Raw genomic sequence first — 24,945 nt, 5'->3', positions numbered from 1 at the left:
GTGGCGTATTCGATGCCGATATGCAGGAACGTAGACTATGACATAGTGAACTCCGGTTGCGAATTGCCGCCGTGTCCGAACGCGTTCAAGCCGGTGTCGTCCATACGCTACGAGGACGGCAGTCTCTCGTGCGCCGGCATCGGCAAACACCGACAGGATGCGCAGGTCGGCCTGTTCGACACCGCCATCCCGGCGCAAAAGTTTGAGGAGATGTGAAGCCGCTAGGATTCAGGAAAGAACTTGTAATGAGTATTCAAGACGATGTTGATATTTACATTCTGGGAAATGGTTTTGACCTTGCGGTAGGCCTACCTTCTAACTATTCAGATTTCTTTAAAAATCGATTTAGGCATGCAGTTTCATCCAAGAAAGAAACACTGACCGCTGTCTCTAAGATGCCGACGTGTAATGCTTGGGATTTAATTTTTGCAAACTATATAGAAGTAGACAGTTTCTGGTGCAACATAGAGCAAATCATTGCAAATATGGCCGCAAACAATAACCCCTTTATGATGGGGCTTACCATGAGTTGTATCTTAGGATTGCAAAAGAAGACCCCGAAGGAAGTAAGAAAACTATATGCTTCTCTAATTCGATATTTTGATTCCCACTATATCGATAGCATGTTTAAGCTTAAAAGTCTTGCATCTCAGAAATATTGTCTAAAACATGAGGAGATTGGAATCAAAATAGTTTATTCGATTCTTCTGGATGAACTAAATAAAGAAGAAAATATATTTATGGATTATTTGGACAAAGCTGTTGCATCCATTGATTATGAAACTCTTGCTGAAAAGCTATTCCAATCCATCAGAGACGCCCACAGTGAAGACCGCAAGCAAGTCTGCATGGGAACGGCTGATTTACCAGGAATCTCAATCACTCCCAAACAAATTATTCTATCCTTTAATTACACAAGGTTCGGCTGTTGGTACAATGATGATGTATTTGCTAATATCAATGGCTCACTTAAAGACCGAAATGCAATATTCGGCACATCAGATTCTGCGAACTCAAATTGGGATTTCTCAAAAACAAGTCGATCGGCCATGCAATCCGATCCTCCTACTTATCGCGAAGAAGCAATGTCTGCCATCAATGCTTCAGACAAGGTTAATTCAATAAACATTTTTGGGCATTCATTGCAGGAACCCGACGATCCTTACTTCTTTGATATTTTCAATAAAGCAAGAATTAGTACCGATAATGTCCCAATTCGTTTTTACTATACAGAGACAGCCGGTAGACCTTTTAACAAAAGGAAACTAATCAATAGTGCCCGACTGCTGTTTGAACGGTATGATGACAAAAACGGGCTCGACCGTTTTTCATCGCTAATGCGGAGTGAACTTCTCACTTTTAATCGCTTAGATCTCACTTTGTAATGAACACGGCTTCGCGTAACGAAATTGGGAGTAATGCGCGTGTTTCTCAAGCATTCCGTCTCGTTTGACTGGAGAATACTTTCCCGTACGGACCTTCCCCGCGTGGACACAACTGGGACACAATGACTGACAGGAACAACGAAGCCGACGGCGACCAACGAATCTCGTGAACGTCACCAAAACGGCGCCATCGCCACAAAAACGCGATTAACAAAACCAATGGAAACCATCGAAGCGACCTCAAAAGAACAAGGGGGTACTCAATCATTCCAGCGAATACGGCGCACGGAAGCGCATGCGCGTCTTCCCGAGTTCAAACACGGTGAAGCCGTTTTCCACACTGATATACGCGGTATCGCCGTCTGATTTCCGAATGCCCGATGTTATGGTCACAAGCCTCCCCCTCACGCTTTCGTCCAAAAAGACGGGCACACATTGACTCTGTTATAGCCGAGTGGTCACTAGTGCGTTTGATGCGATAATTCCGATCTCAGACCGGCGTATATTCCTTATCCTTGCCACGCTTCTTGCATGTTGCAGTCCGTTTTGACATAATGGATCTGCTTTATCCTGCAAGGACAAGGCTCCAAGTCGCCGGGGGTATTCCCCCGGCATTCCTTTATCCGCCATCGTGTCAGGGGTCCGTGTGAGCGAGTTAAGCGTCTTCGTGGACGAATCCGGCGAATGGGGCAAGCTGTCCGAATATTATCTCATCACACTGGTGTTCCACGTGCAGTCCACGCCCATAACGGCACACATCGAGAAGTATGAACGGCATCTGATCGATTCCAGTCTCCCGGACATTCCGTTCCATGCCGGTCCCCTGTTCAATGGACACGACGACTATGAGAACATTCCATTCGCAGATCGCAAGAGACTGTTCTTCGCATTTTTCACGCTCGCTCGCAATCTTCCGTTCCGGTACGTGACGTTCGCTCACCGCAAGAGCATGTTCGACGGTGATCGGATCCGGTTCGAGGCGCAGCTTAAACGAGATTTGGCGAACTTCTTTCTGTCGCATCTTGCTGAATTCCAGTCATATGAGACAATCAAGGTGTATTACGACAACGGTCAGCAAATTGTGTCGAACGCGCTGAAGGCATCCATCGGCTATGCACTGTCCAAGGAGGCCATCGTATACCGCGACGCACAGCCCAAGGATTATCGTCTGGAACAGACCGCCGATCTGCTGTGCACCGTCGAGCTAACGGCATTGAAGTTCGACGCCGGCGAGGACACCGCCACCGACCGGAAGATGTTCAGGAACCGCCGGGACTTTCGCAAGAACTACCTCAAGATCCTGCGACGCAAGCAATTCTGACTTTTCATCGATCAGCCCCGGACAATCAACGTCAACGCGATGATCCCCGCGCGTCCATCGCCGACTTCCGCCCCCTCCCATGCTAGGCTCGCTCTCAACGGCGGCGATGGTGCCGCCCCAACCAGATCACCCAGAACGGAGGACCCATGGCTGACGCCTCGATCTTCGACCAGTATCCGCTCGACCAGTGGAAGGACCCGGACCATCGCATCATGGACCGGTTCTCGCTCAAGGGCAGGAAGGGATTCGTCACCGGCGGCGCGGGCGGGCTCGGGCGCAACGTGGCCGCGGCGTGGGCCGAGGCCGGTGCGGACGTGGCGATCGTCGACCTGCCGCGCACCCGGGAGACGCTCGAGCCGCTTGCGAAGGAGCTGTCCGAACGATACGGCGTGAACGTGGTGCCGCTCTACTGCGACGTGTCCGACCGGGAACAGGTCGATGCGCTGAAGACGTCGCTCGTCGAGGCGCTCGGCACCGTGGACGTCGCGTTCATCAACGCCGGCGTGAACGTGCCCGGCGACGACGCGGACGAGCCGTACGAGGTGTGGCAGAAGACGATCGACATCAACCTGACGGGCGCGTACCTGACCGCCCAGATCGCGCAGCGCATCATGCGCGAGCACGGCCACGGCGGCTCCCTGGTCTTCACCTCGTCGCTGTCCGCGCACAACGCGAACTTCATCGCCGGCGGCCCCTCCCCCGTCGCCGCCTACGGAGCCTCCAAGGCCGGCATCTACGAGTACGCGCGCTATCTGGCCGCCGCGCTGGCCCCGTACGGCATCCGCTCGAACGCCATCTCGCCCGGATACGTGTGGTCCGGCATCTTCGAGGGCCGCATCGTGCCCGAAGCGCACGACATGATGACCGCCCCGCTCCCGATGCGCCGCTTCGGCACCAACGAGGAGATCGCCTCGGCAGTGCTCTTCCTCGCCAGCGACGCCTCTTCGTACGTCACCGGCACCAACCTGCAAGTCGACGGCGGGTATTCGGTGTACTAGGTCTCCGTCCCTTGGCTTAGTCCGCGGCGCAGTGGGCTAAGCCAATCCGATCACTCGACACGGTCAGGTTCCGGAGCCCGTTGTTCCGGCGTTTGATCATCCAGAGTCCGCAGTTCCAATTCCAACCTTATGACGGCGCGCGGGCGCAACTTCCACAATCGGATTGGAGATGTCAAAATACTTCATCACGTCCTCGCCATCGTCGAACTTGCGATCGATGTCGATGGCCTTGATCCGATTGGTCATATGCTTTCCTCCCCGCGTTTGGACAACTCCTCCTTCAGCCCGACCGGCGTCATCGTCGTCAAGGCGGTGTCCGGGGAGACCATCGCGCGCAGCCGCCTTACCTCTGCAATGGCCTCGTCGGCGGTCATCACATGCGGCGCTCGTTCCAGCCGCACATCATCATCTTCCATCGCCGTCATCGGATCATCACCTTTCGAATAAAAACGGATTTCATTCATTCCGGAAAATCGGCCGAAGTTAAAACGCGTTTTCAATCCCGCCGTTCGATTCGCCTATTCGGTCGGCCTATCCGCCCTCGCTACCCCACCAGCCACTTGAGCTTCGCCACCGAGTACAGCGGCGCGAACGGGATGAGGATAGGCGTGTGCGCGGCGTAATTCCGGTAGTCCGGGTCGTCGCCGTAGTTGCGGGTCTGGCGGATCTCCAGACGCCGGGCGCCGCCGAACATGATCCACGTGATGACGAGCCAACCCACGGCCATCGCCACCCACTGCCAGAATCCGCGCGCGGCGGTCCAGCCGGACACGAACACGCCAGTCCACGTGAGCACCTCGCCCAAGTAGTTCGGGCAGCGCACCAAACGGTAGACGCCCACGTCGCAGAACCGGCGCGGATGGTCCTTCTTGAACGCGCTCTTGGTGTGGTCGGCGACGGATTCGAGCGCGATGCCGACGATCATGACCGCGAGGCCCGTCCATGCGGCCCAGTCGTCGGACGCGCTGCCCGTCGCGCCGTCAAAACCATTCGCATTCGTCAGACGGAACAGCACCGGCGACGTTTCGCACGCGTACAGCAGCGCGCAGGACAGCCACGTCGCGATCTTCGCGGGGACAGGCACGCCGGAGCCGTCCTTGATCTCGCGCCTCATGGCATCGCGGTAGGAGGCGCTGCGGCGTTCGCGGGCGAGCAGGAATCCGCCGAGGCGGCAGCCGTAGACCACGAGCAGCACGCACAGCGCGGCCGTGACCGGGGTCAGGCCGCCCGTCGGGCCGCCTGCCGTGACGGATGCGCCGGCCGCTCCCATGACCAGCAGCGCCGCGCCGATCGCCGCCACGGAGAACCCGTAGCCGAGCGAGATGAACCAGACGAACTTGCGGAACCCGATGGCGCTGACCGCCGCGGCCACCGCGAACGTGACGAGAAATCCAAAACCCATGCGATCCATCTTGCCACCGGGACGGAACCGGAACCGGCGGCTTTCCCCAGAAGACTTCGAGCCCGCACGCATCTCTCACGCCCGCACGCGGTTTCAGTCCTGCGGCCGGCCACGCTCCCGTACGCGGTTTCGCTCTCGCAGTCACGCATGGCAAACATGCATGACCGAGCGAAAGACCCTGTACGCGCGCATAGATGCACAGAGGCGCAGGCGCGTGCTGGGTGGCGCCCCCTTCGCGTTGTAAATGTATCGGACCGATACGAAAACGTACAAATACACGAGTTTAACGGCGCACATCATATCTAAGTGATACGGAAACGTACGAATACACGAGTCTGATAGCGCAAATCGTATCTGGGTGATACAAAAACGGACAGGAGGGGAGGTTAGACGGCACAAATGATATCGGACTGATACGGAAACGTACGCGAAGGGCGTCCCGATGACGTAAATAATATCCTCGCGATACAGGAACGTACATGAAGACATCCCCGCAGGCGCCAAACGCATCGCCACGATTGAAGACCCACGCGAAGATGCGAAAACCCGACAGTCGACCGGGCCGACAGCAACCATCCGGGCTTACAACGGTCAGTCAAACCAGTACTGGCCAGTCAAAACAGTGCCGGTCAACAAAACCGGTGCCAGTCAGTCGAACCAATGCCGGTCAGCAAAACCGCGAAGCCAACGGAATATCAGGATGCGGGCCACGCCATTCCCCGCCCATATCCGGCACCCCGAGCATACCCGCCGCGTATCAACCGCGTACCGCCGCGTTCACACCGCGTAGGCGGACCAACGGCCATGCGAGCGCTCCACCTCGATGGACATGCCGAACAGGTCCGAGAGCCGCTCGTCGGTCAGACCGCCCTCAAGCGGCCCGGAATAGACGATCGTGCCGGCGGACGGGTTGCCCGCGGCGTCGATGCCGTCCGCGTGCTCGTGCGAGCCGGCCCCGCCCTCCGAAGCGTCCCCGGTCGCGTCCTCCACACTCACCGGCTTGCGGCCCATGATGGCGATGCGGTCGAACCCGGCGGGAATCTCCTCGAGCCGGTGCGTCACGAGCACCACGGCTCGGCGGGAGTCCTCGCGTCCGATGCGGCTCAGCGTGCGCATCACCTGCTCGCGCCCGCCCAGGTCGAGGCCGGTGGTCGGCTCGTCCATGATGAGCAGTTCCGGGTCCCCCATGAGCGCACGGGCGATGAGCACGCGCGTCCGCTCGCCTTCGGACAGGCGCCACATCTGCTTGCCCTCGAGGTAGCCGACACGGAAGTCGCGCAGTAGCTGACGCGCGCGGGCGTATTCCGCCTCCGTGTAGGTGTCCTGCCAGCGTCCGGTCACGGCGGTGAGGCCGGTGACCACGGCGTCGAGCGGGTCCTCGAACGGCGGGAACTGGCGGCCCAGGTCGGCGGAGGCGAGTCCGATGCGCGTGCGCAGCTTGAACACGTCGTACTTGCCGAGCTGATGGCCGAGGATGAACACGCGGCCCTCGGACGGGTACGTGCGCGTGGCGAGCATGCCCACGGCCGTGGACTTGCCGATGCCGTTGGGGCCGAACAGCACCCACCGCTCCCCCGCGCGCACCGTGAGGTTCACGTCGGTGATGATCACGCGGCGGTTGCGGCGGAATTCGACGTCCTCGAGCTTCAGGACGACTTCGTTCTCGTTCACGGGCTGGGTCCTTTCCTGCATGGAACCATGGAAATGCAAAAGTTGCATATTCCGGCGCCTGCGCATCCGATTTGCGCGCGATAACGCCGGAATATGCAACTTTTGCGGCTTGGGGGCGCGAAGCCGCGCCGAACCGCTACTTGCGCTCGTCGAGCACGGACTGGTAGACCTTCACGGTCTGATCGGCGATAGACTCCCAGCTGAAATGGTCGCGGGCGCGCTCGTAGCCGGCCTGTCCCATCTTCCTGGCGAGCTCCGGATCGGCCATGATCTTGTCGATCGCGGCGGCCATGTCGTGCACGAACTTGTCCGGGTCGGTCGGGGTGCCGGTGCCGTCGTGGACCTGATCGATCGGCACAAGGTAGCCGGTTTCGCCGTCGACGACGACCTCCGGGATGCCGCCCGTGGCGGAGGCGACGACCGGCAGGCCGCACGCCATGGCCTCGAGGTTCACGATGCCCAGCGGCTCGTAGATGGACGGGCAGATGAACGCGTCGCAGCCGTGCTCGAGGGCGTTGAGCTCCGGGCGGGGCAGCATCTCCTCGATCCACACGATGTTGCCGCGCTCCTCGTCGAGCTTAACGAACGCGGTCTTGACCTCCTCGGCGATCTCCGGGGTGTCCGGGGCGCCCGCGCACAGCACCACCTGAATGTCCTTGGAGATGAGGTGCAGCGCCTTGAGCAGGTACGGCAGGCCCTTCTGGCGGGTGATGCGGCCCACGAACAGCAGGGTTGGCTTGGAGCGGTCGATGTTGTAGCGCTCGAAGACCTTCCAGCCCGGATCGTCCGGCGCGGGGGTCTCGAAGTCGGACATGGTGATGCCGTTGTGCACCACGACGACCTTGTCCGGGTCGATGTCCGGGTAGGCGGTGAGGATGTCCTCGCGCATGCCGCCCGAAACGGCGATCACGCGGTCGGCGTGCTCGTAGGCGTCCTTCTCGGCCCAAGAGCTCAGGTTGTAGCCGCCGCCGAGCTGCTCGCGCTTCCACGGGCGGAAGGGCTCGAGGCTGTGCGCGGTGATGACCAGCGGGGTGCCGTGCAGCATCTTGGCGAGGTAGCCGGCCAGGCAGGCGTACCACGTGTGCGCGTGGATGATGTCCGCGTCCACGTCGTTGGCGATCTGGAGGTCCACGCCGAAGGTCTTGAGCGCCGGGTTGGCGTCGGCCAGCTCGGATGGGGTGTCGTAGCCGACGACCTTGAGGCTGCCCTTGGCCTCGGCCGCGTTCGGGATCTCGGGGATGTCCGCGGCGGTGCGGGGGCCGTCGAACGCGCGCACGGTCACGTCAATGCGCTCGGCCAGCACCTTCGAAAGCTCCTCGGCGTGCACGCCGGCTCCGCCGTAGACGTGCGGCGGGTATTCGCGGGACAAAATATCAACACGCATCTGATGCCTGCTTTCCTTCATTGGATTGGTTCGATACCACAACCAACTTTAGGGCAACTTGGGGATGCGACGCGGCAACACGCGGCAAAAGCGGACATGAAAAATCCCGCCTTCGGACGGCCGCGACGGCTCTAACGGCCATAGCGGCCCGAAGACGGGATGCGGCGAAGACGGGATGCGGCCCCGCAACCTAACGGATCCGCGGGCCGGCCGTCACACGGCGGTGCCGTGCGCGTCCACGTTGGGGTTCTCGCGCGGCGACTTGGCGGCCACGAAGAACAGGCTCAGCACGCCGACCGCGAACACCGCGGACACCGTGATGATGGCCCACATGGGCGCGTTGGGCACCCACATGACCACGAAGAATCCGATGATGGCCAGCGCGATGAGCGTCCAGCTCACGGCGCGGAACCAGCCGCGCGCGCTGCTCGGCGCGGTCAGCCCCTTGGACGGGTTGCGGTAGTTCGGGTTGACGTTGTACTCGGTCTCGGACTCCACGTCCTCGGTGCGGGCGGTCGGCTTCCACGGGCCGGAGTCGTCGATGCCCTCCTGCAGTCGGCGGGACTTCTCCTGCAGCGCGTACTCGTCGACCATGTTGGCGCGGCCGCGACCGCGCGTGCGGTCGTACTGCTGCGGGATCCCGCGCTTCTCCCTCTTGGCGGCGGCGCGCCGTTCGGCACGATTGGGCATGGAAACACTCCTTTGGTTCACGACTGTTCGTGACGGTTCACGAAAAAGGTCCTGCGGAATACTGTACCGCAGGACCTTCATGGGATGGCGACTATTCTCGCGTAGACGCCAAACGCCAGCTCGCTCAGCGCGGCAGCATCATCGGCCGCTGCGAGGCGGTGATGGGCGCCGGCAGCTCGGTGGAGCCGGTGAGGTACTTGTCCACCGCGGCCGCGCAGGAGCGGCCCTCGGAGATGGCCCACACCACGAGGCTCTGGCCGCGCCCGGCGTCGCCGCAGGCGAACACGCCGTCCTGCGAGGTGGCGAAGCCGTCGTTGCGGGCCACGTTGCCGCGGCCGTCGAGCTCCACGGGCAGCTGGTCCACGAGGGTGGTGGTGTCCGGGTGCAGGAAGCCCACGGAGATGAGCACCAGATCGGCGGGCAGTACGCGCTCGGTGCCGGGCTGGCGGGTGAACGGGCCGTTCTCGCCGGGGGCGACGTTCACGACCTTGAGGCCGGTCACGTGGCCGTGCTCGTCCGCCACGAAGCCCTCGGAGGCGGTGGAGTTCTCGATGCGCACGCGGGCCTGCTCCTCCTCGGAGCCGACGAAGTTCACCGAGTCGGTGCTGTACACGTAGGTGCCGCCCTCCTCCATGGAGGAGGTCTTCTGGTACAGGCGCGCGAACGTGGGCCACGGGGCGTTGTCCGGGCGGGAGCTCGGCTCCTTGGGCATGATCTGCAGCACGGTGACGTCCTTGGCGCCCTGGCGGATGGCGGTGCCGAGGCAGTCGGAGCCGGTGTCGCCGCCGCCGATGACGATGACGTGCTTGTCCTTGGCGTCGATGCCGTGCACGGGCTTGACGCCGTACACGCGGCGGGTGGCGTCGGGCAGGTACTCCATGGCGAAGTGGATGCCGTCGAGCTCGCGGCCGGGGATCTTCATGTCGCGCGGCACGGTGGAGCCGATGGCCACAACGACGGCGTCGTAGCGGGAGCGCAGGTCATCCCACGAGATGTCCTTGCCGATCTCCACGCCGGTGCGGAAGCGGGTGCCCTCGGCCTCCATCTGCTCCACGCGGCGGTCGAGCAGGCGCTTGTCGAGCTTGAAGTTCGGGATGCCGTAGCGCATGAGGCCGCCGATGGCGTCGTCGCGCTCGTACACGACGACCGTGTGGCCGGCGCGGGTGAGCTGCTGGGCGCAGGCGAGGCCCGCGGGGCCGGAGCCGACGACCGCGACGGTCTGGTCGGTCAGGCGCTGCGGTGGCAGGGGCTTGACGTAGTCGAGGCCCCACGCCTGGTCGATGATGGTGACCTCGTCGTTCTTGATCATGGTCGGCGGCTGGTGGATGCCGAGCACGCAGGCCTGCTCGCACAGGGCCGGGCAGATGCGGCCGGTGACCTCCGGGAAGTTGTTGGTCATCGACAGGCGGTTGTAGGCGTCCTCCCACTTCTCCTGACGCACCAGATCGTTGAACTCGGGGATGATGTTGCCCAGCGGGCAGCCGGACATGCAGAACGGGGTGCCGCAGTCCATGCAGCGGGCCGCCTGTTCGGTGGTCCACGGCTGCAGGCCGGACTCGGCGTGGACGTCAAGCCAGTCCTTGATGCGCTCGGCGACCGGGCGCTCGGCCAGCTCGCGACGGGTGCGGACCTTCAGGAATCCTCTGGGATCTCCCATGTCAGTGGGCTCCTTCCATGACGTGTTCGTAAGTCTTCTCCCACACGCCGGGCGCGGAGAAGTCGAGATGGTTGGCTTCGGCGTCGGCCAGCGCCTCGAGCATGGCGACGTAGTGGGCGGGCACCACGTGGGTGATGCGCTTGGACGCGTTGGCCCAGTCGTCCAGCAGGCCCTGCGCGAACGCGGAGCCGGTCTCCTCGGCGTGCTTCTTGACGAGCTCGTGGACGAGCTCCTCCTCCTTGCCTTCGAGCGGCTGGAAGAGCAGGGAGCCGTTGTGGGCGGCCTCGGGGTTGACCTTGGCCATGTCGAGGTCGAGCACGTAGGCGTTGCCGCCGGAGAAGCCCGCGCCGAAGTTGCGGCCGGTGGGGCCGAGCACGACGACGGTGCCGCCGGTCATGTACTCGCAGCCGTGGTCGCCGACGCCCTCCACCACGAAGGTGGCGCCGGAGTTGCGCACGCCGAAGCGCTCGCCCGCGCGGCCCGCGATGAACAGTTCGCCGGACGTGGCGCCGAAGCCGGTCACGTTGCCCGCGATGACGTTGGTGTGCGGGTCGAAGGTGACGCCGTCCTCCGCGCGGACAATGAGCCGTCCGCCGGACAGGCCCTTGCCGGCGTAGTCGTTGACCTCGCCGTAGACGCGCAGCGTCTCGCCGCGCGGGATGAACGCGCCGATGGACTGTCCGCCGGAGCCGTGCAGGGTCATGTCGATCGTGTCGTCCGGCAGGCCCTCGGCGCCGTAGCGGCGGGTGATCTCGTAGCCGACCATGGTGCCGAGCGTGCGGTTGACGTTGCGGATCGGCACCTCGATGCGCACGGGCTCCTTGCGCTCGAGCGCGGGCTCGGCGAGGCGGATGAGCTCGTTGTCGAGCGCCTTCTCCAGCTCGTGGTCCTGCTTCTCGGTGTTGTGCAGGATGGTGCCGGGAACCGGGCCGGGCTGCATGAGCACGTTGGACAGATCGACGCCGTCGGCCTTCCAGCGCTTGATCGCCTCGTTCTGGTCGAGGCACTCGACGTGGCCCACGGCCTCCTCGAGCGTGCGGAAGCCCAGCTCGGCGAGGATCTCACGCACCTCCTCGGCGATGTACATGAAGAAGTTGATCACGTGCTCGGGCTTGCCGCGGAACCGGGCCCTCAGCTCCGGGTCCTGCGTGGCGATGCCCTGCGGGCAGGTGTTCTTCTGGCAGGCGCGCATCATGACGCAGCCCTCGACGATCAGCGCGGCGGTGGCGAAGCCGAACTCCTCGGCGCCCAGCAGCGCGGCAATGACCACGTCGCGGCCGGTCTTGAGCTCGCCGTCGCACTGCACGACGATGCGGGAGCGCAGGCCGTTCAAAATCAGCGTCTGCTGCGTCTCCGCCAGACCGATCTCCCACGGGGTGCCCGCGTGGCGGATCGCGTTGAGCGGGGCCGCGCCGGTGCCGCCGTCGTAGCCGGAGATGAGCACCACGTCGGCATGACACTTGGCCACGCCGGCCGCGATCGTGCCGACGCCGAACTCGGAGACGAGCTTGACGTGGATGCGGGCCTTCGGGTTCGCCATCTTCGCGTCGTTGATGAGCTGCTTCAGGTCCTCGATGGAGTAGATGTCGTGGTGCGGCGGCGGGGAGATGAGCTCCACGCCCGGGGTCGCGTGGCGGACCTTGGCGATCCACGGCGGGACCTTCGCGCCGGGCAGGTGGCCGCCCTCGCCGGGCTTGGCGCCCTGCGCGAGCTTGATCTGCAGGTCGGTGGCATGCACCAGATAGTCGGAGGTGACGCCGAAGCGCGCGGACGCGATCTGCTTGATGCGGCTGTAGCGCAGCGGGTCGTTGATGCGGTCGTCGGACTCGCCGCCCTCGCCGGAGTTGGAGCGCGCGTCGAGCGTGTTCATGGCGATGGCGAGCGTCTCGTGCGCCTCCTGCGAGATGGAGCCGTAGCTCATGGCGCCGGTGGAGAAGCGCTTGACGATCTCGCTGGCCGGCTCGACCTCGGAGATGTCGATCGGCTTGCGGTCGTGGCGGAACTTCATGAGGCCGCGCAGGGTCATGAGGCGGTTGGAGGTGTCGTTGATGTGGTGGGAGTACTTCTTGAACATCTGGTAGTCGCCGCGCTGGGTCGACTGCTGGAGCAGGAAGATGGCCTCCGGGTCGTTGAGGTGGTCCTCGCCGGTGCGGCGCCACTTGTACTCGCCGCCGGTCTCGAGGTTCATGTGCGGGGTGGCCGTCCACTGGTTCGGGTAGGCCACGCGGTGGCGGATCGCCACCTCCTCGGCGATCTCGTCGAGGCCGACGCCGCCGACCTGCGAGACCGTGCCGGTGAAGTACTTGTCCACCACGTCCTTGCTCAGGCCCACGGCCTCGAACAGCTGGGCGCCGCGGTAGCTCATGATCGTGGAGACGCCCATCTTGGACATGATCTTGAGCACGCCGGTGGAGAGGGCCTTGGTGAGGTTCCTCACGGCGGTCGGGGCGTCCACCTTGAGGTAGCCGGAGCGGGACAGGTCCTCCACGGACTCGAACGCGAGGTACGGGTTCACGCAGGCGGCGCCGTACGCGATGAGCAGCGCCACGTGGTGGATTTCGCGCACGTCGCCGGCCTCGACGGCCATGGAGATCTGCGTGCGGGTGTGGCGGCGCAGCAGGTGGTGCTGCACGGCCGCGGTGAGCAGCAGCGACGGGATCGGGCCCCACGTGTGGTTGGAGTCGCGGTCGGACAGGACGATGAAGTTGCTGCCGTTCTCGATGGCCTGGTCGACCTCGGAGAAGATCTCCTCGAGGCGCTCCTCGAGGGCCTTGCCGCCGCCGGCCACCTGATACAGGCCCTTGACGACGAACGGGCGGTAGTAGCCGCCGAGAACCTTGGCCTTGTCGAGGCGCTTGAGCTGTGCCATCTCGTCGGAGTTGATGACGGGCAGCGGGATGAGGATCTTCTTGGCGTGCAGCTCGGTGTCCTCGAGCAGGTTCGGCTCCGGGCCGATCGCGGACTCGAGGGAGGTGACGATCTCCTCGCGCTCCCAGTCCAGCGGCGGGTTGGTGACCTGCGCGAATTTCTGGTGGAAGTAGTCGAACAGCATGCGGCTGCGCTTGGAGAGCACGGGCAGCGGGTTGTCGTTGCCCATGGAGCCGAGCGGCTCCTTGCCGGTGTTGGCCATGGGGGTCAGGAGGAGCTTGAGGTCCTCCTCGGTGTAGCCGAACGCGCGCTGGCGGCGCTGCACGGACTGGCCGGAGTGGCTCACGTGCTCGCGCTGCGGCAGGTCGCTCATCTCCACGGAGTTGCCCTCCACCCACTGGCGGTAGGGGTGCAGGGAGGCGAGGGACTTCTTGATCTCCTCGTCCGGGATCATGCGGCCCTCGGCGGTGTCCACGAGGAACATCTTGCCCGGCTCGAGGCGGCCCTTGGCCACGACCTTGTCCTGCGGGATGTTCGGCAGCACGCCGGCCTCGGAGGCGAGGACCAGATAGCCGTCGGAGTCGAGCTGCCAGCGGCCGGGGCGGAAGCCGTTGCGGTCGAGCAGCGCGCCCACCTGGGTGCCGTCGGTGAAGATGATGTCCGCCGGGCCGTCCCACGGCTCGATGAGCGTGTTGTTGTACTCGTAGAACGCCTTGACGTCCGGGTCGAGCGAGTCGTTCTTCTCCCACGCCGGCGGCAGCATCATGCTGATGGCGTGCGGCAGGGAGCGGCCGGCGAGGTGCAGCAGCTCGAGGCACTCGTCGAACGTGCCGGAGTCCGAGTAGCCGGGCGTGGTGATGGGCAGCAGCTCCTCGAACTCGCCGAGCAGCTTGGAGCTCAGGCGGCCCTCGCGGGCGGACAGCCAGTTGCGGTTGCCCTGGATGGTGTTGATCTCGCCGTTGTGGGCGAGCAGGCGGAATGGCTGGGCGAGCGGCCAGCTCGGGAACGTGTTGGTGGAGAAGCGCGAGTGCACGATGGCGATGCGCGCCTTCATGCGCTCGTCGGACAGGTCCTTGAAGAAGGGCGTGAGCTGCATGGTGGTGAGCATGCCCTTGTACGTGATGGTGCGCGCGGACAGGGAGGCGAAGTACACGCCCACCTCGTGCTCGACGCGCTTGCGGATGCGGAACGTCTTGCGGTCGAGGTCGATGCCGGCGAGGTCGCCGTCCGGGGACGCCACGACGAGCGTCTTGAAGCTCGGCATGGTGGCGAGGGCCTGCAGGCCCAGACCGTCCGGGTTGGTGGGCACGACGCGCCACGCGAGCACGTCGAGGCCCTCCTCGCGCACGATGCGGGCGATGGCCTGCTCCTGCTGGCCGGAGGTGGCGATGTCGCGGTCGAGGAACGCGATGCCGGCGGCGTAGTGGCCCTCGGCGGGCAGTTCCACGCCCGCGGTGGCGCGCATGAACTCGTCGGGCATGCTCATGAGGATGCCGGCGCCGTCGCCCGTGTTCTCCTCTGCGCCCACGGCGCCGCGGTGGTTGAGGTTGACGAGCACCTCGATGGCGTCGTCGACGATCTTGCGCTCGGGGCGCTTGTTGAGGGTAGTGACCATGCCGACGCCGCATGCGTCATGCTCGCTGTTGGGGTTGTACAACCCTTGGGAATCATGGATCGTGAGATCTAGCGGGGCGTGGAAAGTCACCGAAACCACCTTCGACTCGTTTTGGCGGCGTCTTGGCAAAGCCTTGGCGAAATCTCGCACGAAGTCTCGGCAAAGGTCTTGACAAACCGCGGTTCTTTGGATAATGCGTAGTCAGCGTACATCCCGGGGATGTCAAACACGTTTCGGCGTCCATATACCGAGTACGGGCAAAAGTCAATACCCCGTTTCGCGCGCCGGCGGCGCGCTCCCCCGCACCACCGGCCGCAGTTGCGGGACGTCCGGCGCGTCCTCCCCCACCGGCCGCTCATTCTCGTCGGCCTCACGTCGTCCCGTCGCATTCCGGGAGCGTCCCTCGCGCGCATCCCGTGCATTCCCGCATTCCCGCATTCCCATCACGTTCGGCCCGTCCCCGCGGAATTGCGGGCCCAAACGGACGAAATCCGCGATTCCAAGCGTCAAACCCCCGCAATGGCGTCGGTTTGGCGCTTGGAAGACCGGATTTCGTCGTTTTCAGCCCGTCAAATCGGTACGATGCGGCCCGTCATGTCAGCCGGACGCGGCCCGATGCAGCCCGATGCCGCCACTTGCCGCCGGTACCGCCGGGTACCACATCTTGCGGACGGGTGCCACACCTTGTTGCCGGGGTTGCAGTGGGCCATGCCACCACGTCCTGCGGCCGGGCGGCGCGTGGTCACCTTGCCGCCGGGCGCCATGCCGCTCATGCCTTGCGGCGGAACATCACTGCCGTTCACACCGTTCACGCCCTGACGGCGGAGCGTCACGGCAGATGGCCAGCAGCGGCACGAACGCGGCGAGGTTCGCGCCCTGCCGGTGAGACATCACGCCTTGCCGACGAGCGCGTCGCGGCGGGCGGTCAGCGCGTCGATGGCGGTCTCCCCCTCGATCACGGTGAACGCGACGGTCTTGCGCTCGCTCGTCTGCGGGGCGATTGTATGCAGGTCGCCGCGCTCCTCGTGCCAGCCGCGGCCGAGGACGCTGGAGTTCGACGGCTCGAGGCCGACCACGTAGTCCCCCGCGCCCATGGACTTCCACTCCATGAAGTACGGGAAGTCGGCGGCGGCGAAGTCGATCACCACGCCGAGGCCCAGTTTGCGGTTGACGACGCCGGCGAAGCTGTGGCCGTCCGCGTCCGCCGCGAGCTCGTGCAGGTACACGCTCTCCGGCCTGTTCTCCACCGGCGCGCCGATCTCGCTCCACGGGGTGTCGTCCGCGGCGGTCGTCTCGTCGCGCGGCGTGGCCTTGAGGCTCGGGATGACCACCTCGGCGCCCTCGTCCAGCAGGGGCCAGCCGAAGTTGCAGTGGTACATCCACATGAGCGGCTCGTCGCGGAAGCTCTCGTTGATCACCTCGTCCTCGACGGTGATGGACGGCGTGCCGTACACGCTGGTGATGCGCCGGCGCAGGACCATGTTCTCGCCGAACAGCTCGGCCTCGCGCATCTCGCCGGAGACCTCCAGCACGTAGTCGCCGTTCTCCGTCCAGCGAGCGTCCGAGGAGACGTGCTCGGCGGGCGTGGTGCGGATGCGCCCGTGCATCGGGTAGCTGCCGGCCGGGTACTTCGAACCCGCGGGCGTGACGTACGGGGCGCAGATGTTCTCGAAGCCGCAGGTGAAGAACAGGCCGCCCATGATGGACCGCTGCGCCTCGAGCCCGTTGGTGTCGAACTGGTTGCGGCCGTTGAGGCCCGGCTTGGACAGGAACGTGAGGTTCTCGCCGCGGTATTCGATCTGCGCCACGTCGAGCGCACGGTCGGCCATGGACATGAAGCGCAGCGGCCCGTTCTTCACCTCGATCGCCTTGAGGCCGTGGGCGCGGCCCTCCTGATACTCGATGGGTCGCGCGTAGGCGGCCTGCTGCACGCTGCCCACGCGGGCGAGCATGGCGGCCCGGGCGGCTGTGTTGTTGCGGTTGTCGATCGGCATGACGGTCCTCCTTGATCCTGTCCTGATCCTGCCCCGACTCGGGGATTGCCTTGCGCGTCAAGGCTACGCATGCCAGCATACGTCAGACACGCCCATGGTGTGAAACCGATTTCTTGCGGGCATGCGCAGCCGAGCGCTCACGCGATGGCGTCCACGACCGGCCGGAGCTCCGCGGCGAGCTTCGGAATGTCCCCGCTCACCGTGTCATACAGCGATTCGACGTCGATTTCATCGTAGTCGTGGACCAGTGCGTTGCGCAGCGCACGCAGCTCTCCCCATGGCAGCCGCGGCATTTCCTCCCGGAACGCATCGGACAGTCGACGCGCGCACTCCTGCGCCTGCGTCATTTCCATGGCCACCGAATTGAGCAGCACACGGTCGGCGACGAGCGCGTCCGCGGATGGAACCCGTCCCAGATCCTCCATGGCGTGGTCGAGGTGCTCGAGCAGCCGGATGAGGGTGGTTTCGTCGCGGAACCGCTGGTCGGCGTGCGTTCCCATCACGCCACCTTGACCAGATCGGGGCGGATGTGGTCGAGGAACCGACGGCTGGCACGGCTGTCCGCGGCGTGGCGCAGCAGGGAATCGTATGACGTCAACGACACTTTGCGCCCCAGCGCCGCGGACAGGTCGTCGCTCAGCGCCCGCATGGCCGTCATGCCGCGGGGCGCACCCGGCTCCATGCGGTAGAGCAGGTCCACGTCGGAATCGGGGCGGGCCTCGCCGCGCGCGACGGAGCCATATATGTACAGCTCGGCGACGTGATGGCGGCGCGCGATGTCGCCCGCGATCATGCGCATTGTGGCGATCTCCAGCACGCTGTCCGAAGCGGACGCCGCCGGATTATCGGCCGGATCCAAGACGGTCAGCCCGGACAGCGCATCCTCATACCTTCGCAGGAACGACTGCGTGGGGTTGCCCTCCCGTTCGGCGCGCGACAGCGCGGACTGCGTGGTGCCCATGGCCTCGGCCACGCGCCTTTGGCTCAATCCGGCCCGCAGCCGGTCCGCACGCAGTTCCGCGATCGATTTCATGGCATCACCATAGCATATGCGCTATATCCGCTCCACCCGCCGGCCGGTCAGCGCCATCGGCTTGCGGTTCGGGGCGACGGCCCGTCCGGTCACGCGGCCGTCCGCGCCGAGCGACGCCTCGAGGCGCACGTCCAGCATGCCGAAGGGCAGCCGCACCGAGACGCCGAACGTGTGCAGCGGACCGTCGCGCCGGCCGTCGCGGAAGGACGCCACGCGGCCCATCACCTTGGCCTTGCCGTGGAACGTGGCGCGCGTTGCGTCGTCGTAGCAGATGATGACGGGGACGGTGATCGCGCCCACCGGGGAGGCGATCTTCGCCACATAGCGCCCGACGAGCGCGGGATCGTCGCCGGGGTCGGGGGCGAACCGGACGGATGCGGCCTCGGCGACCGCGTCGGCGATCTTCGGGACGGCCTCGTGCGGCGGCACGGGTACGGGCACGCTGACGCGCCTGCGCGGGAAGAGGTCGCGCAGCAGCCGGACGTGCCGGCGTTCGCGGCGTCCCTGCGCGCGCTCCCCTGCCGCATCCGGAGCCGGTTCGACGGCCGGAGCCGGTTCGACGGCCGCCCGCGCAAGGTCCGGGACGGACGCCAGCTTCGGATTGACCGCGAGCGCGTTGCCGGTGAACATCATGCGCTTCTGCGCCTCGGTGAGCTTGTCCGTGCCCTCCAGCGCCCGCGCCTGCCCCAGCACCGCCTCGATGGGCGTGTAGGGCGTGTCCGAACCGTAGAGCAGGTGCGTGTCCGGCACGTTGTCCAGCAGGTCTCCGAGCTGCTTGGGTTCGCTGAATCCGGCGAGGTCGAAGTACACGTGGGCCATCGCGGCCATGTAGTCGGCCCTGCGGTCCGGATCGGCGAAGCGGAGCATGAGCGCGAAGCCGTCGAACCGGTCGGCGAGGATCGACGCGAACGCGCCGGCGTGCGGCACCACCCAACGGACGTTCGGGAATTTGGCGAACGTGTCGTTGAGCACCATGTTGGCGAAGGCGCGCGTGGTCTCCACGAAGTATTCGAAGGCGGGCAGGGCCAGTCCGTCGCATGCGCCGGGCACGGTCACGGGCGGCGCGGTGGGGTGGATGATCGCCATCGCGCCCCGGTCGTCCAGCTCGCGCATCACGGGATCGAGCCGGGGGTCGCCCAAGTAGACGCCGTGGTGGTTGGTCGTCACGCCCACGCCGTCCGCCCCGAGCTCGTCGAGCGCGCGCCGGGCTTCGCCGACGGACGCCTCGGTCCACGGCAGCGGCAGCGTGGCGATCAGACCGAACCGGCTCGGATCCGATTCCGCCATCGCCGCGCCCTGGTCGTTGACCGCCCGCGCGAGCCGCAGGCAGTCGCCCACCTGCGGCAGGAAGACGTTGGGCGAGGAGAGTTCCAGAAGCGCGTAGCCGATGCCGAGCAGGTCCATCTTCTCGCGCTGCCAGTCCATGGTCCAGTAGTCGGGCGTGGGATAGCCGTCCGGGTTCCCCGGGTAATGCTCGCGCAGGAATTCGAGGTACGCGGGCGGCAGGTAGTGCGACTGGAAGTCGACCTTGCCGCGGAATCGCAAAGGCGAGGGTTCGTTCGCGTTCATGGGGTTCGTTCGCTCCTTCTCTTGCTGATGTTCGTTGCCGTTCGTCACCGTTTGCCGTTCGTCGCCGTTTGCCGCTATTCCACCGACTTCAGGGCGCCGAGCATGTCCACGGTCTTCAGACGGCGGTACACCACCCAGCCGAGGACGGCGAGCACCACGGCCACCACGGCGAGCGGAACCGCGAACGCGGGCCACGCCAGCGCCGGGTCGAACATCACCTCGTCCGGCGGCACCTCGGTGATGATGTAGCGGTGGAGCCCCGCGCCAAAGCCATAGCCGGCGAGGACGCCCAGCGCGGAGAGCACGATGGTTTCGCGGTAGATGTACATGGTGGTCTCATTCGAGTGGAAGCCGAGCACCTTGATGGTGGACAGCTCGCGGATGCGCTCGGAGACGTTGAGGTTGGTGAGGTTGTAGAGGATCACCACGGCGAGCAGCGCGGCCACGAGGATGAGCACCTCCATGATCTGGTCGAGCGAGTCGACGATGGTCGACACCTGGGCCTTCATGGTGGTGTTCTGCACCACGCCGCGCACCCCGTCCACGGTCATGAACGCGGCGCCCTGCTTTTCGGCGTTGTCCGCGCCCGGGTCCGTGAGGCGGACCATGTAGGCGTTGGACTGGTAGTCCCTGCCGAACGTGCGCTCGTAGCCGCCGGAGGTCATGATCATGAAGTGGCCGATGTACATTTCGGTCACGCCGTCCACGCGCACCTCGCGCTCCACGCCGTCCGGGTCTGTCACAGCGATGGTGTCGCCCGACTTCGCGCCGAGCATGTCGGCCATGCGCTCGGAGATGACGGCGCCGCGGTCGGTGAGCACCTGCGGCTGGTGCGCGGCCCGGTCGCGCAGCGTGATGTAGTCGCCGAAGTTGTAGGCGTCGTCGGTGACGATGAGCGTGATGGACTGCTTATCGCCCTGCTTGCCGGCGGTTTTGGTGAGCTCCTCGTAGCGGATGGGCGTGGATTCGCGCACCGCGTCGTTGCCGCCGTCCCGATCCGCCGCGCGGACCGCCTTGGCCACCGCGTCGCGCTGCTCGGCGTTGTTGTCGGATTTCTCCGCCACGATGAGGTCGTAGTGGATCACCTCGTCGAACTGCCGCTCCTGGATCTGCCCGATGGACGCCTGCACGCCGAGCCCCGCGGTGAGCAGCGCCACGGCCCCGGCCACGCCGAAGATGGTCATGAACCCGCGCGACTTGTACCTGAACAGGTTGCGGGCGGTCACCTTGCGGGTGAAGCTCAGGCGGTTCCACAGCGGCGTGACGCGCTCGAGGAGGATCTTGGATCCCTTGGCCGGCGGCTTCGGGAGCAGCAGCGCGGCCGGCTTCTCCCTGAGCTCCCGGGCGGCCACGAGCCACGCGGGCACGACGGCGCTCAGCCACGCCAGCGCGAACGAGACGGCCGTGACCGCGGGGTGGAGGTGCAGTTCGATGCGCGGCACGGTGAAGCCGGAGTCGTAGGCATGGTAGACGATGAGCGGCAGCAGCGTGTGCCCGGCCGCCACTCCGATCACGGTGCCGACCGTGGAGGCCGCGAAGCCGTAGACCGTGAACTTCTTCATGATGTCGCCATTGCCGTATCCCAGCGCCTTGAGGGTGCCGGAGTTGGTGCGCTCCTCGTCGACCATGCGGCCCATGGTGGTGAACGTGACGAGCGCGGCCACGAGGTACAGAAAGATCGGGAAGATCATGGCGAGCTTCTCCACGATGTTCGCGATGATCTCGTAGACGCGGTAGCCCTCGGAGGTGAGTCCCTCGCGCCGGCCGTCGACCGAGTAGGCCGGCACCTCAAGCGTGTCCACCTTCTCGCTTGCCAGCTCGATCTCATGCTCGGCGTCGGCGATCTTCCGTTCCGCCTCGGGCTTGGCGTCGTTGAACTCCTTGAGCTTGGCGTCGTATTCCTCCTCGGCCTTCTCCAAGTCGCGGCGGCCTTGGATGAGCTGCTTGGCGCCGCCCGCGGCCGAGCCCATGGAGCCCGACGCCGTGGAGGCGGCCTGTCCGAGCTCCCTCTCCTTGGAGGCGAGCTGGTTCGCGGCGTCGGCGAGCGCGGCCGCGTTCTTTTGGTACGCCTCGCTCCCCTGTTCGAGCTGCGCGGCGCCGTCGCGGTATCGCGCGAGCCCGTCGTAGTAGGCGGCGAGCCCCCGGTTGTACTGCGCCGCGGCGGCGTTGTAGTCCTTGAGCGCCTCGGAGTAGCGGTCGGAGACGGTTTGGTACAGTCCGCCCGTCAGCCCGGTGGCGTTCCATGCGTCGAGGAGGCGCCCGGTCTGGTCGAGGACGGGTTTGACGGCGGTGAGCGCCACGCGGGCCGCGTCGAGCTGCGTGCGGGCGTCCTTGAGCTGGCCGGCCGCCTCGGCGAGTTGGCCCTGTCCGGCATCAAGCGTCTGGGCGCCGGCCGCGAGTTGGGTCTGCGCCCCGGTGATGGCGGTGTTCGCGGCGGCGATCTGCGCGGCGCCGCTGGACAGTTGGGCGAGCGCGGAGGACGCCTGGTCCACGGCTTCGAGTTCGCCGGCGGTCATCTGGTCCTTGCCGGCGTCGATCCGCGCCTTGGCCTGGTCGAGCTGTGTCTGTGCGTCCGCGAGCTGCTGCTTGGCGTCGTCCACCTGCCGGCGCGCCTTGTCGATCTGTTCGCGCCGGTCGGCCTGGATGGAGGCGCGGCGGGCTTCGGGCTGGTTCGCGAGCCGGCGTTCGAGCGTCTCCTTGTGGGCCTGCACGCGGTCGCGGTAGGCGGTGTCCCAGTAGTCCAGCCCGGCGGTGTCGTCGAAGGTGACGCGGCCGATCATCTTCACGTCCGAGTTGAAGGTGCCCGGCGTGACGACCGCGTAGCCGTCGAGTTCTCCGGTGCCGGCGGTGGACTGGCCCATGTTGAGGTTGGAGACGGCGTCGCTGGCGTTCACAAAGCCGACCACGGTGAACGAGTCGCGCGTGAGCACGGTGTCGCCGGCGATGTCCGGCGGCTCGGTCACGGCGATGGTGCTGTCGACCGCGTACTTGTCGCGCTCGGCGGCGTCGAGGGCGATTTCGCCGTCGGACTGCGGCAGTCGGCCCTCGACGACCTCGTAGGTGGAGACGGTTTCCGGCAGCGAGTGGATGCGCAGGCTGTGGTCGCTGTTGGCGATCGTCACGTCCTTGAAGTAGCCGAATTCGGCGTCCCTCACGCCGGGGGTCGCGCGCACGATCGCCTCGTCGTCGACGGTGAGCCCGTAGTCGCTCACGATGGTCACGTCGGCGAGGTTGTGCCCGCCGTAGTAGTCGCATCCGGTCATCCGCATGTCCGGCGCGGTGGCGAACAGGCCGACGAGGGCGAACGATCCCAGGGCCATGAGGCTCACGATGGAGACGAACCGGCCCCAGGACTTGGCGAGCGTGGCGCGGATGTCCTTCCAGAGCGTGCGTTTGCGGGTCATGCGGCTCACCATTCGAGGTCCTTGATGTCCATCGGGTGCTCGTTGACCTCGATCGACTTGACGCGCGCGTCGTGCATGCGGATCACGCGGTCGGCGATGGGCGCGATGGCGGAGTTGTGTGTGACGATGACCACGGTGGCGCCCTTGACGCGGCTCTGGTCCTGCAGTATTTGCAGCACCTGCTTGCCGGTGTTGTAGTCGAGCGCGCCGGTGGGTTCGTCGCACAGGAGGATCTTGGGGTTCTTGGCCACGGCGCGGGCGATGGCGACGCGCTGCTGCTCGCCGCCGGACAGCTGGGCCGGGAAGTTGTCGATGCGGTCGGCGAGCCCCACGTCGGTCAGCGCCTGCACCGGGTCCTGCGCGTCGGGCACGATCTCGGAGGCGAGCTCCACGTTCTCCCTAGCGGTGAGGTTGGCGACGAGGTTGTAGAACTGGAACACGAAGCCGATGTCGCGGCGGCGGTAGTCGGTGAGCTGGCGGGACGTGTAGTTGGAGATGTCCTTCCCGTCGATGATCACCCGCCCCTCGGAGTTGGTGTCCATGCCGCCCAGAATGTTGAGCACCGTGGATTTGCCGGCGCCGGACGAGCCGAGGATGATGGCGAGCTCGCCCTTCTCGACGCCGAAGCTCACGTCGTTGTTGGCGACGATGGTCGTGCTTCCCATGTGATAGCGCTTGAAACTGTGGACCATTTCGATGTAGGCCATGCGCACCCCTTTCCTTGTCGTTGTGCCTTGTCGTGCCTTGCCGTGCCTTGCTGTGCCTTGTCCGGCGCCCGACCGCCGATTATTGACGGTTGATTGCTAGCCGACACATATATGTTTTCCAACATGTGTTGTTTATGCGCTATCATGATGGCAAACGATCGGAGGCCGCGCAACGGCCAATCCGCGGGCATTCCGACGGATAGCCGACACAACGAACCGAAAATGAGGGATAACGCACCATGTCCGACGCAATAGTCGCCAAAACCGCCAAAACCGCCAAACCGCCGAAGACGCTCGACCGCCGCGCCCGCCGCACGCGGGCCATGCTGCAGGAGGCGATGCTCAAGCTGCTGGAGCGCAAGCCGCTCAACAAGATCAGCGTCACCGAACTCACCGAGCTCGCGGACGTGAACCGCGCCACCTTCTACGCGCACTACACGGACATCTACGACATGTTCGAGCAGATCAAGGCCGAGCTCATCGACACGCTGAGCGCAATCATCGCCCGGCACGGCGGGGAGATCTCGCAAGCCGAATACCAGCCGCTCATCCGCGAGATCTTCGAATTCTCCGACGCGCACGAGCACCTGTTCTCCCTGCTCGTCGGCAATCAGGGCGACGCGCTGTACGCCGACCTCATCGCCTCGATCGACGGACAACTCGGCCGATTCGTCGATCCGATCGCCACCGCCGGGCAGCGGGACCGCAGCCACGGCGTCGTCCCCGTCTACGACCGCGCGCTCGCCGAGACCGTACGCGACTACCAGTTCGCCTATCTGGCCGGCGGCATCGTCAACGTGCTGCGCGCCTGGTTCCGCGGCGGACGACGCGAACCCGTGGATTTCATGGCGAGCATGGTGGCCACCACCACACGGATGGCCGGCATCGAGTCCCTGACCCTGAATCTCAGGCTCGTCGAAGGCGATGCGGACGAGTCGGCCGGCACGCCCGCCCGTGCGTGACGCGGCATGCGGAATGCGGCATGTGCACCCATCGCCCGCTTGCGATCGCCTGTGAAACGCAAGCTGAGTCATTATGGCATGACCGGCGCGGCACGGCACGTCCGATTCCGTATCGTCACGATATTATTTGCGCCATTCAGCCGTCCTCCGCACACGGTTCCGTATCAGCACGATACGATTTACGACGCCTGACATGCCTCCGTGCACGATTCCATATCACGGTGATATGTTTCGCGCCGATTGGCTCGCTCGAATGCGCTCTTTCGTATCAGTGGATACGATTTA

20 protein-coding genes are annotated in these 24,945 nt (G+C 65.0%); 5 read left to right on the top strand and 15 right to left on the bottom strand.

Features of this window, described 5'->3' with window-relative positions; genetic code table 11:
* Positions 1-216, top strand: coding sequence for a hypothetical protein (locus DSM100685_RS03740; RefSeq protein ID WP_152350013.1), 216 nt, complete (start codon positions 1-3; stop codon positions 214-216).
* Positions 213-1,385 (top strand): AbiH family protein, encoded by a 1,173-nt coding sequence (locus tag DSM100685_RS03735; protein ID WP_170284985.1) that lies wholly within the window; start codon positions 213-215, stop codon positions 1,383-1,385. The genes DSM100685_RS03740 and DSM100685_RS03735 overlap by 4 nt, the downstream gene beginning before the upstream one ends.
* 264 nt (positions 1,386-1,649) lie before the next feature.
* On the opposite strand, the gene DSM100685_RS11195 is transcribed toward DSM100685_RS03735, so the two are convergent.
* Positions 1,650-1,706: a hypothetical protein gene (locus DSM100685_RS11195; protein WP_420837372.1), complete on the bottom strand. Its 57-nt coding sequence runs from the start codon at positions 1,704-1,706 to the stop codon at positions 1,650-1,652.
* A gap of 325 nt (positions 1,707-2,031) precedes the next feature.
* On the opposite strand from DSM100685_RS11195, the gene DSM100685_RS03730 reads away from it, so the two are divergent.
* Both DSM100685_RS03730 and DSM100685_RS03725 read left to right on the top strand, forming a co-directional pair.
* The gene (locus DSM100685_RS03730; RefSeq protein WP_152350011.1) at positions 2,032-2,706 is read left to right on the top strand and encodes a DUF3800 domain-containing protein; all 675 of its coding nucleotides are present in this window, start codon (positions 2,032-2,034) and stop codon (positions 2,704-2,706) included.
* Positions 2,707-2,852: 146 nt separating this feature from the next.
* A complete protein-coding gene (locus DSM100685_RS03725) occupies positions 2,853-3,704 on the top strand; it encodes an SDR family oxidoreductase (protein ID WP_152350010.1) in 852 nt (283 codons plus the stop codon).
* A gap of 96 nt (positions 3,705-3,800) precedes the next feature.
* Here the strand turns inward: DSM100685_RS03725 and DSM100685_RS10690 are convergent, their stop codons facing one another.
* The 14 genes from DSM100685_RS10690 to DSM100685_RS03660 all read right to left on the bottom strand — a co-directional run bounded on the left by DSM100685_RS10690 (position 3,801) and on the right by DSM100685_RS03660 (position 23,698).
* Positions 3,801-3,950, bottom strand: a complete 150-nt coding sequence (locus tag DSM100685_RS10690) for a hypothetical protein (RefSeq protein WP_163200881.1) — start codon at positions 3,948-3,950, stop codon at positions 3,801-3,803.
* Entirely contained in the window at positions 3,947-4,129 is a 183-nt protein-coding gene (locus tag DSM100685_RS03720) for a hypothetical protein (RefSeq protein WP_170284984.1), read from the bottom strand. Before DSM100685_RS03720 ends, DSM100685_RS10690 begins: the two co-directional genes overlap by 4 nt.
* 119 nt (positions 4,130-4,248) lie before the next feature.
* Complete coding sequence (locus tag DSM100685_RS03715) at positions 4,249-5,106, bottom strand: DUF1295 domain-containing protein (protein ID WP_152350008.1); 858 nt, start codon at positions 5,104-5,106, stop codon at positions 4,249-4,251.
* Between the two features lie 777 nt (positions 5,107-5,883).
* Entirely contained in the window at positions 5,884-6,798 is a 915-nt protein-coding gene (locus DSM100685_RS03710; RefSeq protein WP_152350007.1) for an ABC transporter ATP-binding protein, read from the bottom strand.
* Between the two features lie 115 nt (positions 6,799-6,913).
* Positions 6,914-8,161, bottom strand: coding sequence for a glycogen synthase (glgA, locus tag DSM100685_RS03705; protein ID WP_152350006.1), 1,248 nt, complete (start codon positions 8,159-8,161; stop codon positions 6,914-6,916).
* A 213-nt stretch (positions 8,162-8,374) separates the two neighbouring features.
* On the bottom strand, positions 8,375-8,851 hold the full coding sequence (locus tag DSM100685_RS03700; protein ID WP_152350005.1) for a tripartite tricarboxylate transporter TctB family protein: 477 nt from the start codon (positions 8,849-8,851) through the stop codon (positions 8,375-8,377).
* A 124-nt stretch (positions 8,852-8,975) separates the two neighbouring features.
* Entirely contained in the window at positions 8,976-10,508 is a 1,533-nt protein-coding gene (locus tag DSM100685_RS03695) for a glutamate synthase subunit beta (protein ID WP_152350004.1), read from the bottom strand.
* A gap of 1 nt (position 10,509) precedes the next feature.
* Positions 10,510-15,081: a glutamate synthase large subunit gene (gene gltB / locus DSM100685_RS03690; protein WP_152350003.1), complete on the bottom strand. Its 4,572-nt coding sequence runs from the start codon at positions 15,079-15,081 to the stop codon at positions 10,510-10,512.
* A gap of 800 nt (positions 15,082-15,881) precedes the next feature.
* A complete protein-coding gene (locus tag DSM100685_RS03685) occupies positions 15,882-16,985 on the bottom strand; it encodes an aldose 1-epimerase family protein (RefSeq protein ID WP_152350002.1) in 1,104 nt (367 codons plus the stop codon).
* A gap of 137 nt (positions 16,986-17,122) precedes the next feature.
* The gene (locus DSM100685_RS03680; protein WP_152350001.1) at positions 17,123-17,485 is read right to left on the bottom strand and encodes a HepT-like ribonuclease domain-containing protein; all 363 of its coding nucleotides are present in this window, start codon (positions 17,483-17,485) and stop codon (positions 17,123-17,125) included.
* Positions 17,485-18,018 carry a nucleotidyltransferase domain-containing protein gene (locus DSM100685_RS03675; protein ID WP_152350000.1) on the bottom strand — a complete coding sequence of 178 codons (534 nt, stop codon included), beginning with the start codon at positions 18,016-18,018 and terminating at the stop codon, positions 17,485-17,487. The genes DSM100685_RS03680 and DSM100685_RS03675 overlap by 1 nt, the downstream gene beginning before the upstream one ends.
* Positions 18,019-18,039: 21 nt before the next feature.
* Positions 18,040-19,587, bottom strand: coding sequence for an amidohydrolase family protein (locus tag DSM100685_RS03670; protein WP_152349999.1), 1,548 nt, complete (start codon positions 19,585-19,587; stop codon positions 18,040-18,042).
* A 74-nt stretch (positions 19,588-19,661) separates the two neighbouring features.
* Complete coding sequence (locus tag DSM100685_RS03665; RefSeq protein ID WP_152349998.1) at positions 19,662-22,991, bottom strand: FtsX-like permease family protein; 3,330 nt, start codon at positions 22,989-22,991, stop codon at positions 19,662-19,664.
* A gap of 5 nt (positions 22,992-22,996) precedes the next feature.
* Positions 22,997-23,698: an ABC transporter ATP-binding protein gene (locus tag DSM100685_RS03660; RefSeq protein ID WP_152349997.1), complete on the bottom strand. Its 702-nt coding sequence runs from the start codon at positions 23,696-23,698 to the stop codon at positions 22,997-22,999.
* Positions 23,699-23,937: 239 nt separating this feature from the next.
* Between DSM100685_RS03660 and DSM100685_RS03655 the strand changes: the two genes are divergently transcribed.
* Positions 23,938-24,660: a TetR/AcrR family transcriptional regulator gene (locus DSM100685_RS03655; protein ID WP_152349996.1), complete on the top strand. Its 723-nt coding sequence runs from the start codon at positions 23,938-23,940 to the stop codon at positions 24,658-24,660.
* Positions 24,661-24,945 lie beyond the last annotated feature (285 nt).

The organism is Bifidobacterium avesanii (assembly GCF_009299475.1).
Taxonomy (GTDB): Bacteria; Actinomycetota; Actinomycetes; order Actinomycetales; family Bifidobacteriaceae; genus Bifidobacterium; species Bifidobacterium avesanii.
Note: the sequence above shows the minus strand (reverse complement) of the source record. Positions and strands in the feature narration are given on the sequence as shown.

Excerpts from the sequence above, each read along its gene's own strand:
- DSM100685_RS03725 (WP_152350010.1), top strand. The coding sequence starts at position 2,853 with ATGGCTGACGCCTCGATCTTCGACCAGTATCCGCTCGACCAGTGGAAG.
- DSM100685_RS10690 (WP_163200881.1), bottom strand. The coding sequence starts at position 3,950 with ATGACCAATCGGATCAAGGCCATCGACATCGATCGCAAGTTCGACGAT.
- DSM100685_RS03720 (WP_170284984.1), bottom strand. The coding sequence starts at position 4,129 with ATGACGGCGATGGAAGATGATGATGTGCGGCTGGAACGAGCGCCGCAT.
- DSM100685_RS03715 (WP_152350008.1), bottom strand. The coding sequence starts at position 5,106 with ATGGGTTTTGGATTTCTCGTCACGTTCGCGGTGGCCGCGGCGGTCAGC.
- DSM100685_RS03710 (WP_152350007.1), bottom strand. The coding sequence starts at position 6,798 with ATGCAGGAAAGGACCCAGCCCGTGAACGAGAACGAAGTCGTCCTGAAG.
- glgA (WP_152350006.1), bottom strand. The coding sequence starts at position 8,161 with ATGCGTGTTGATATTTTGTCCCGCGAATACCCGCCGCACGTCTACGGC.
- DSM100685_RS03700 (WP_152350005.1), bottom strand. The coding sequence starts at position 8,851 with ATGCCCAATCGTGCCGAACGGCGCGCCGCCGCCAAGAGGGAGAAGCGC.
- DSM100685_RS03695 (WP_152350004.1), bottom strand. The coding sequence starts at position 10,508 with ATGGGAGATCCCAGAGGATTCCTGAAGGTCCGCACCCGTCGCGAGCTG.
- DSM100685_RS03685 (WP_152350002.1), bottom strand. The coding sequence starts at position 16,985 with ATGCCGATCGACAACCGCAACAACACAGCCGCCCGGGCCGCCATGCTC.
- DSM100685_RS03680 (WP_152350001.1), bottom strand. The coding sequence starts at position 17,485 with ATGGGAACGCACGCCGACCAGCGGTTCCGCGACGAAACCACCCTCATC.
- DSM100685_RS03675 (WP_152350000.1), bottom strand. The coding sequence starts at position 18,018 with ATGAAATCGATCGCGGAACTGCGTGCGGACCGGCTGCGGGCCGGATTG.
- DSM100685_RS03670 (WP_152349999.1), bottom strand. The coding sequence starts at position 19,587 with ATGAACGCGAACGAACCCTCGCCTTTGCGATTCCGCGGCAAGGTCGAC.
- DSM100685_RS03665 (WP_152349998.1), bottom strand. The coding sequence starts at position 22,991 with ATGACCCGCAAACGCACGCTCTGGAAGGACATCCGCGCCACGCTCGCC.
- DSM100685_RS03660 (WP_152349997.1), bottom strand. The coding sequence starts at position 23,698 with ATGGCCTACATCGAAATGGTCCACAGTTTCAAGCGCTATCACATGGGA.
- DSM100685_RS03655 (WP_152349996.1), top strand. The coding sequence starts at position 23,938 with ATGTCCGACGCAATAGTCGCCAAAACCGCCAAAACCGCCAAACCGCCG.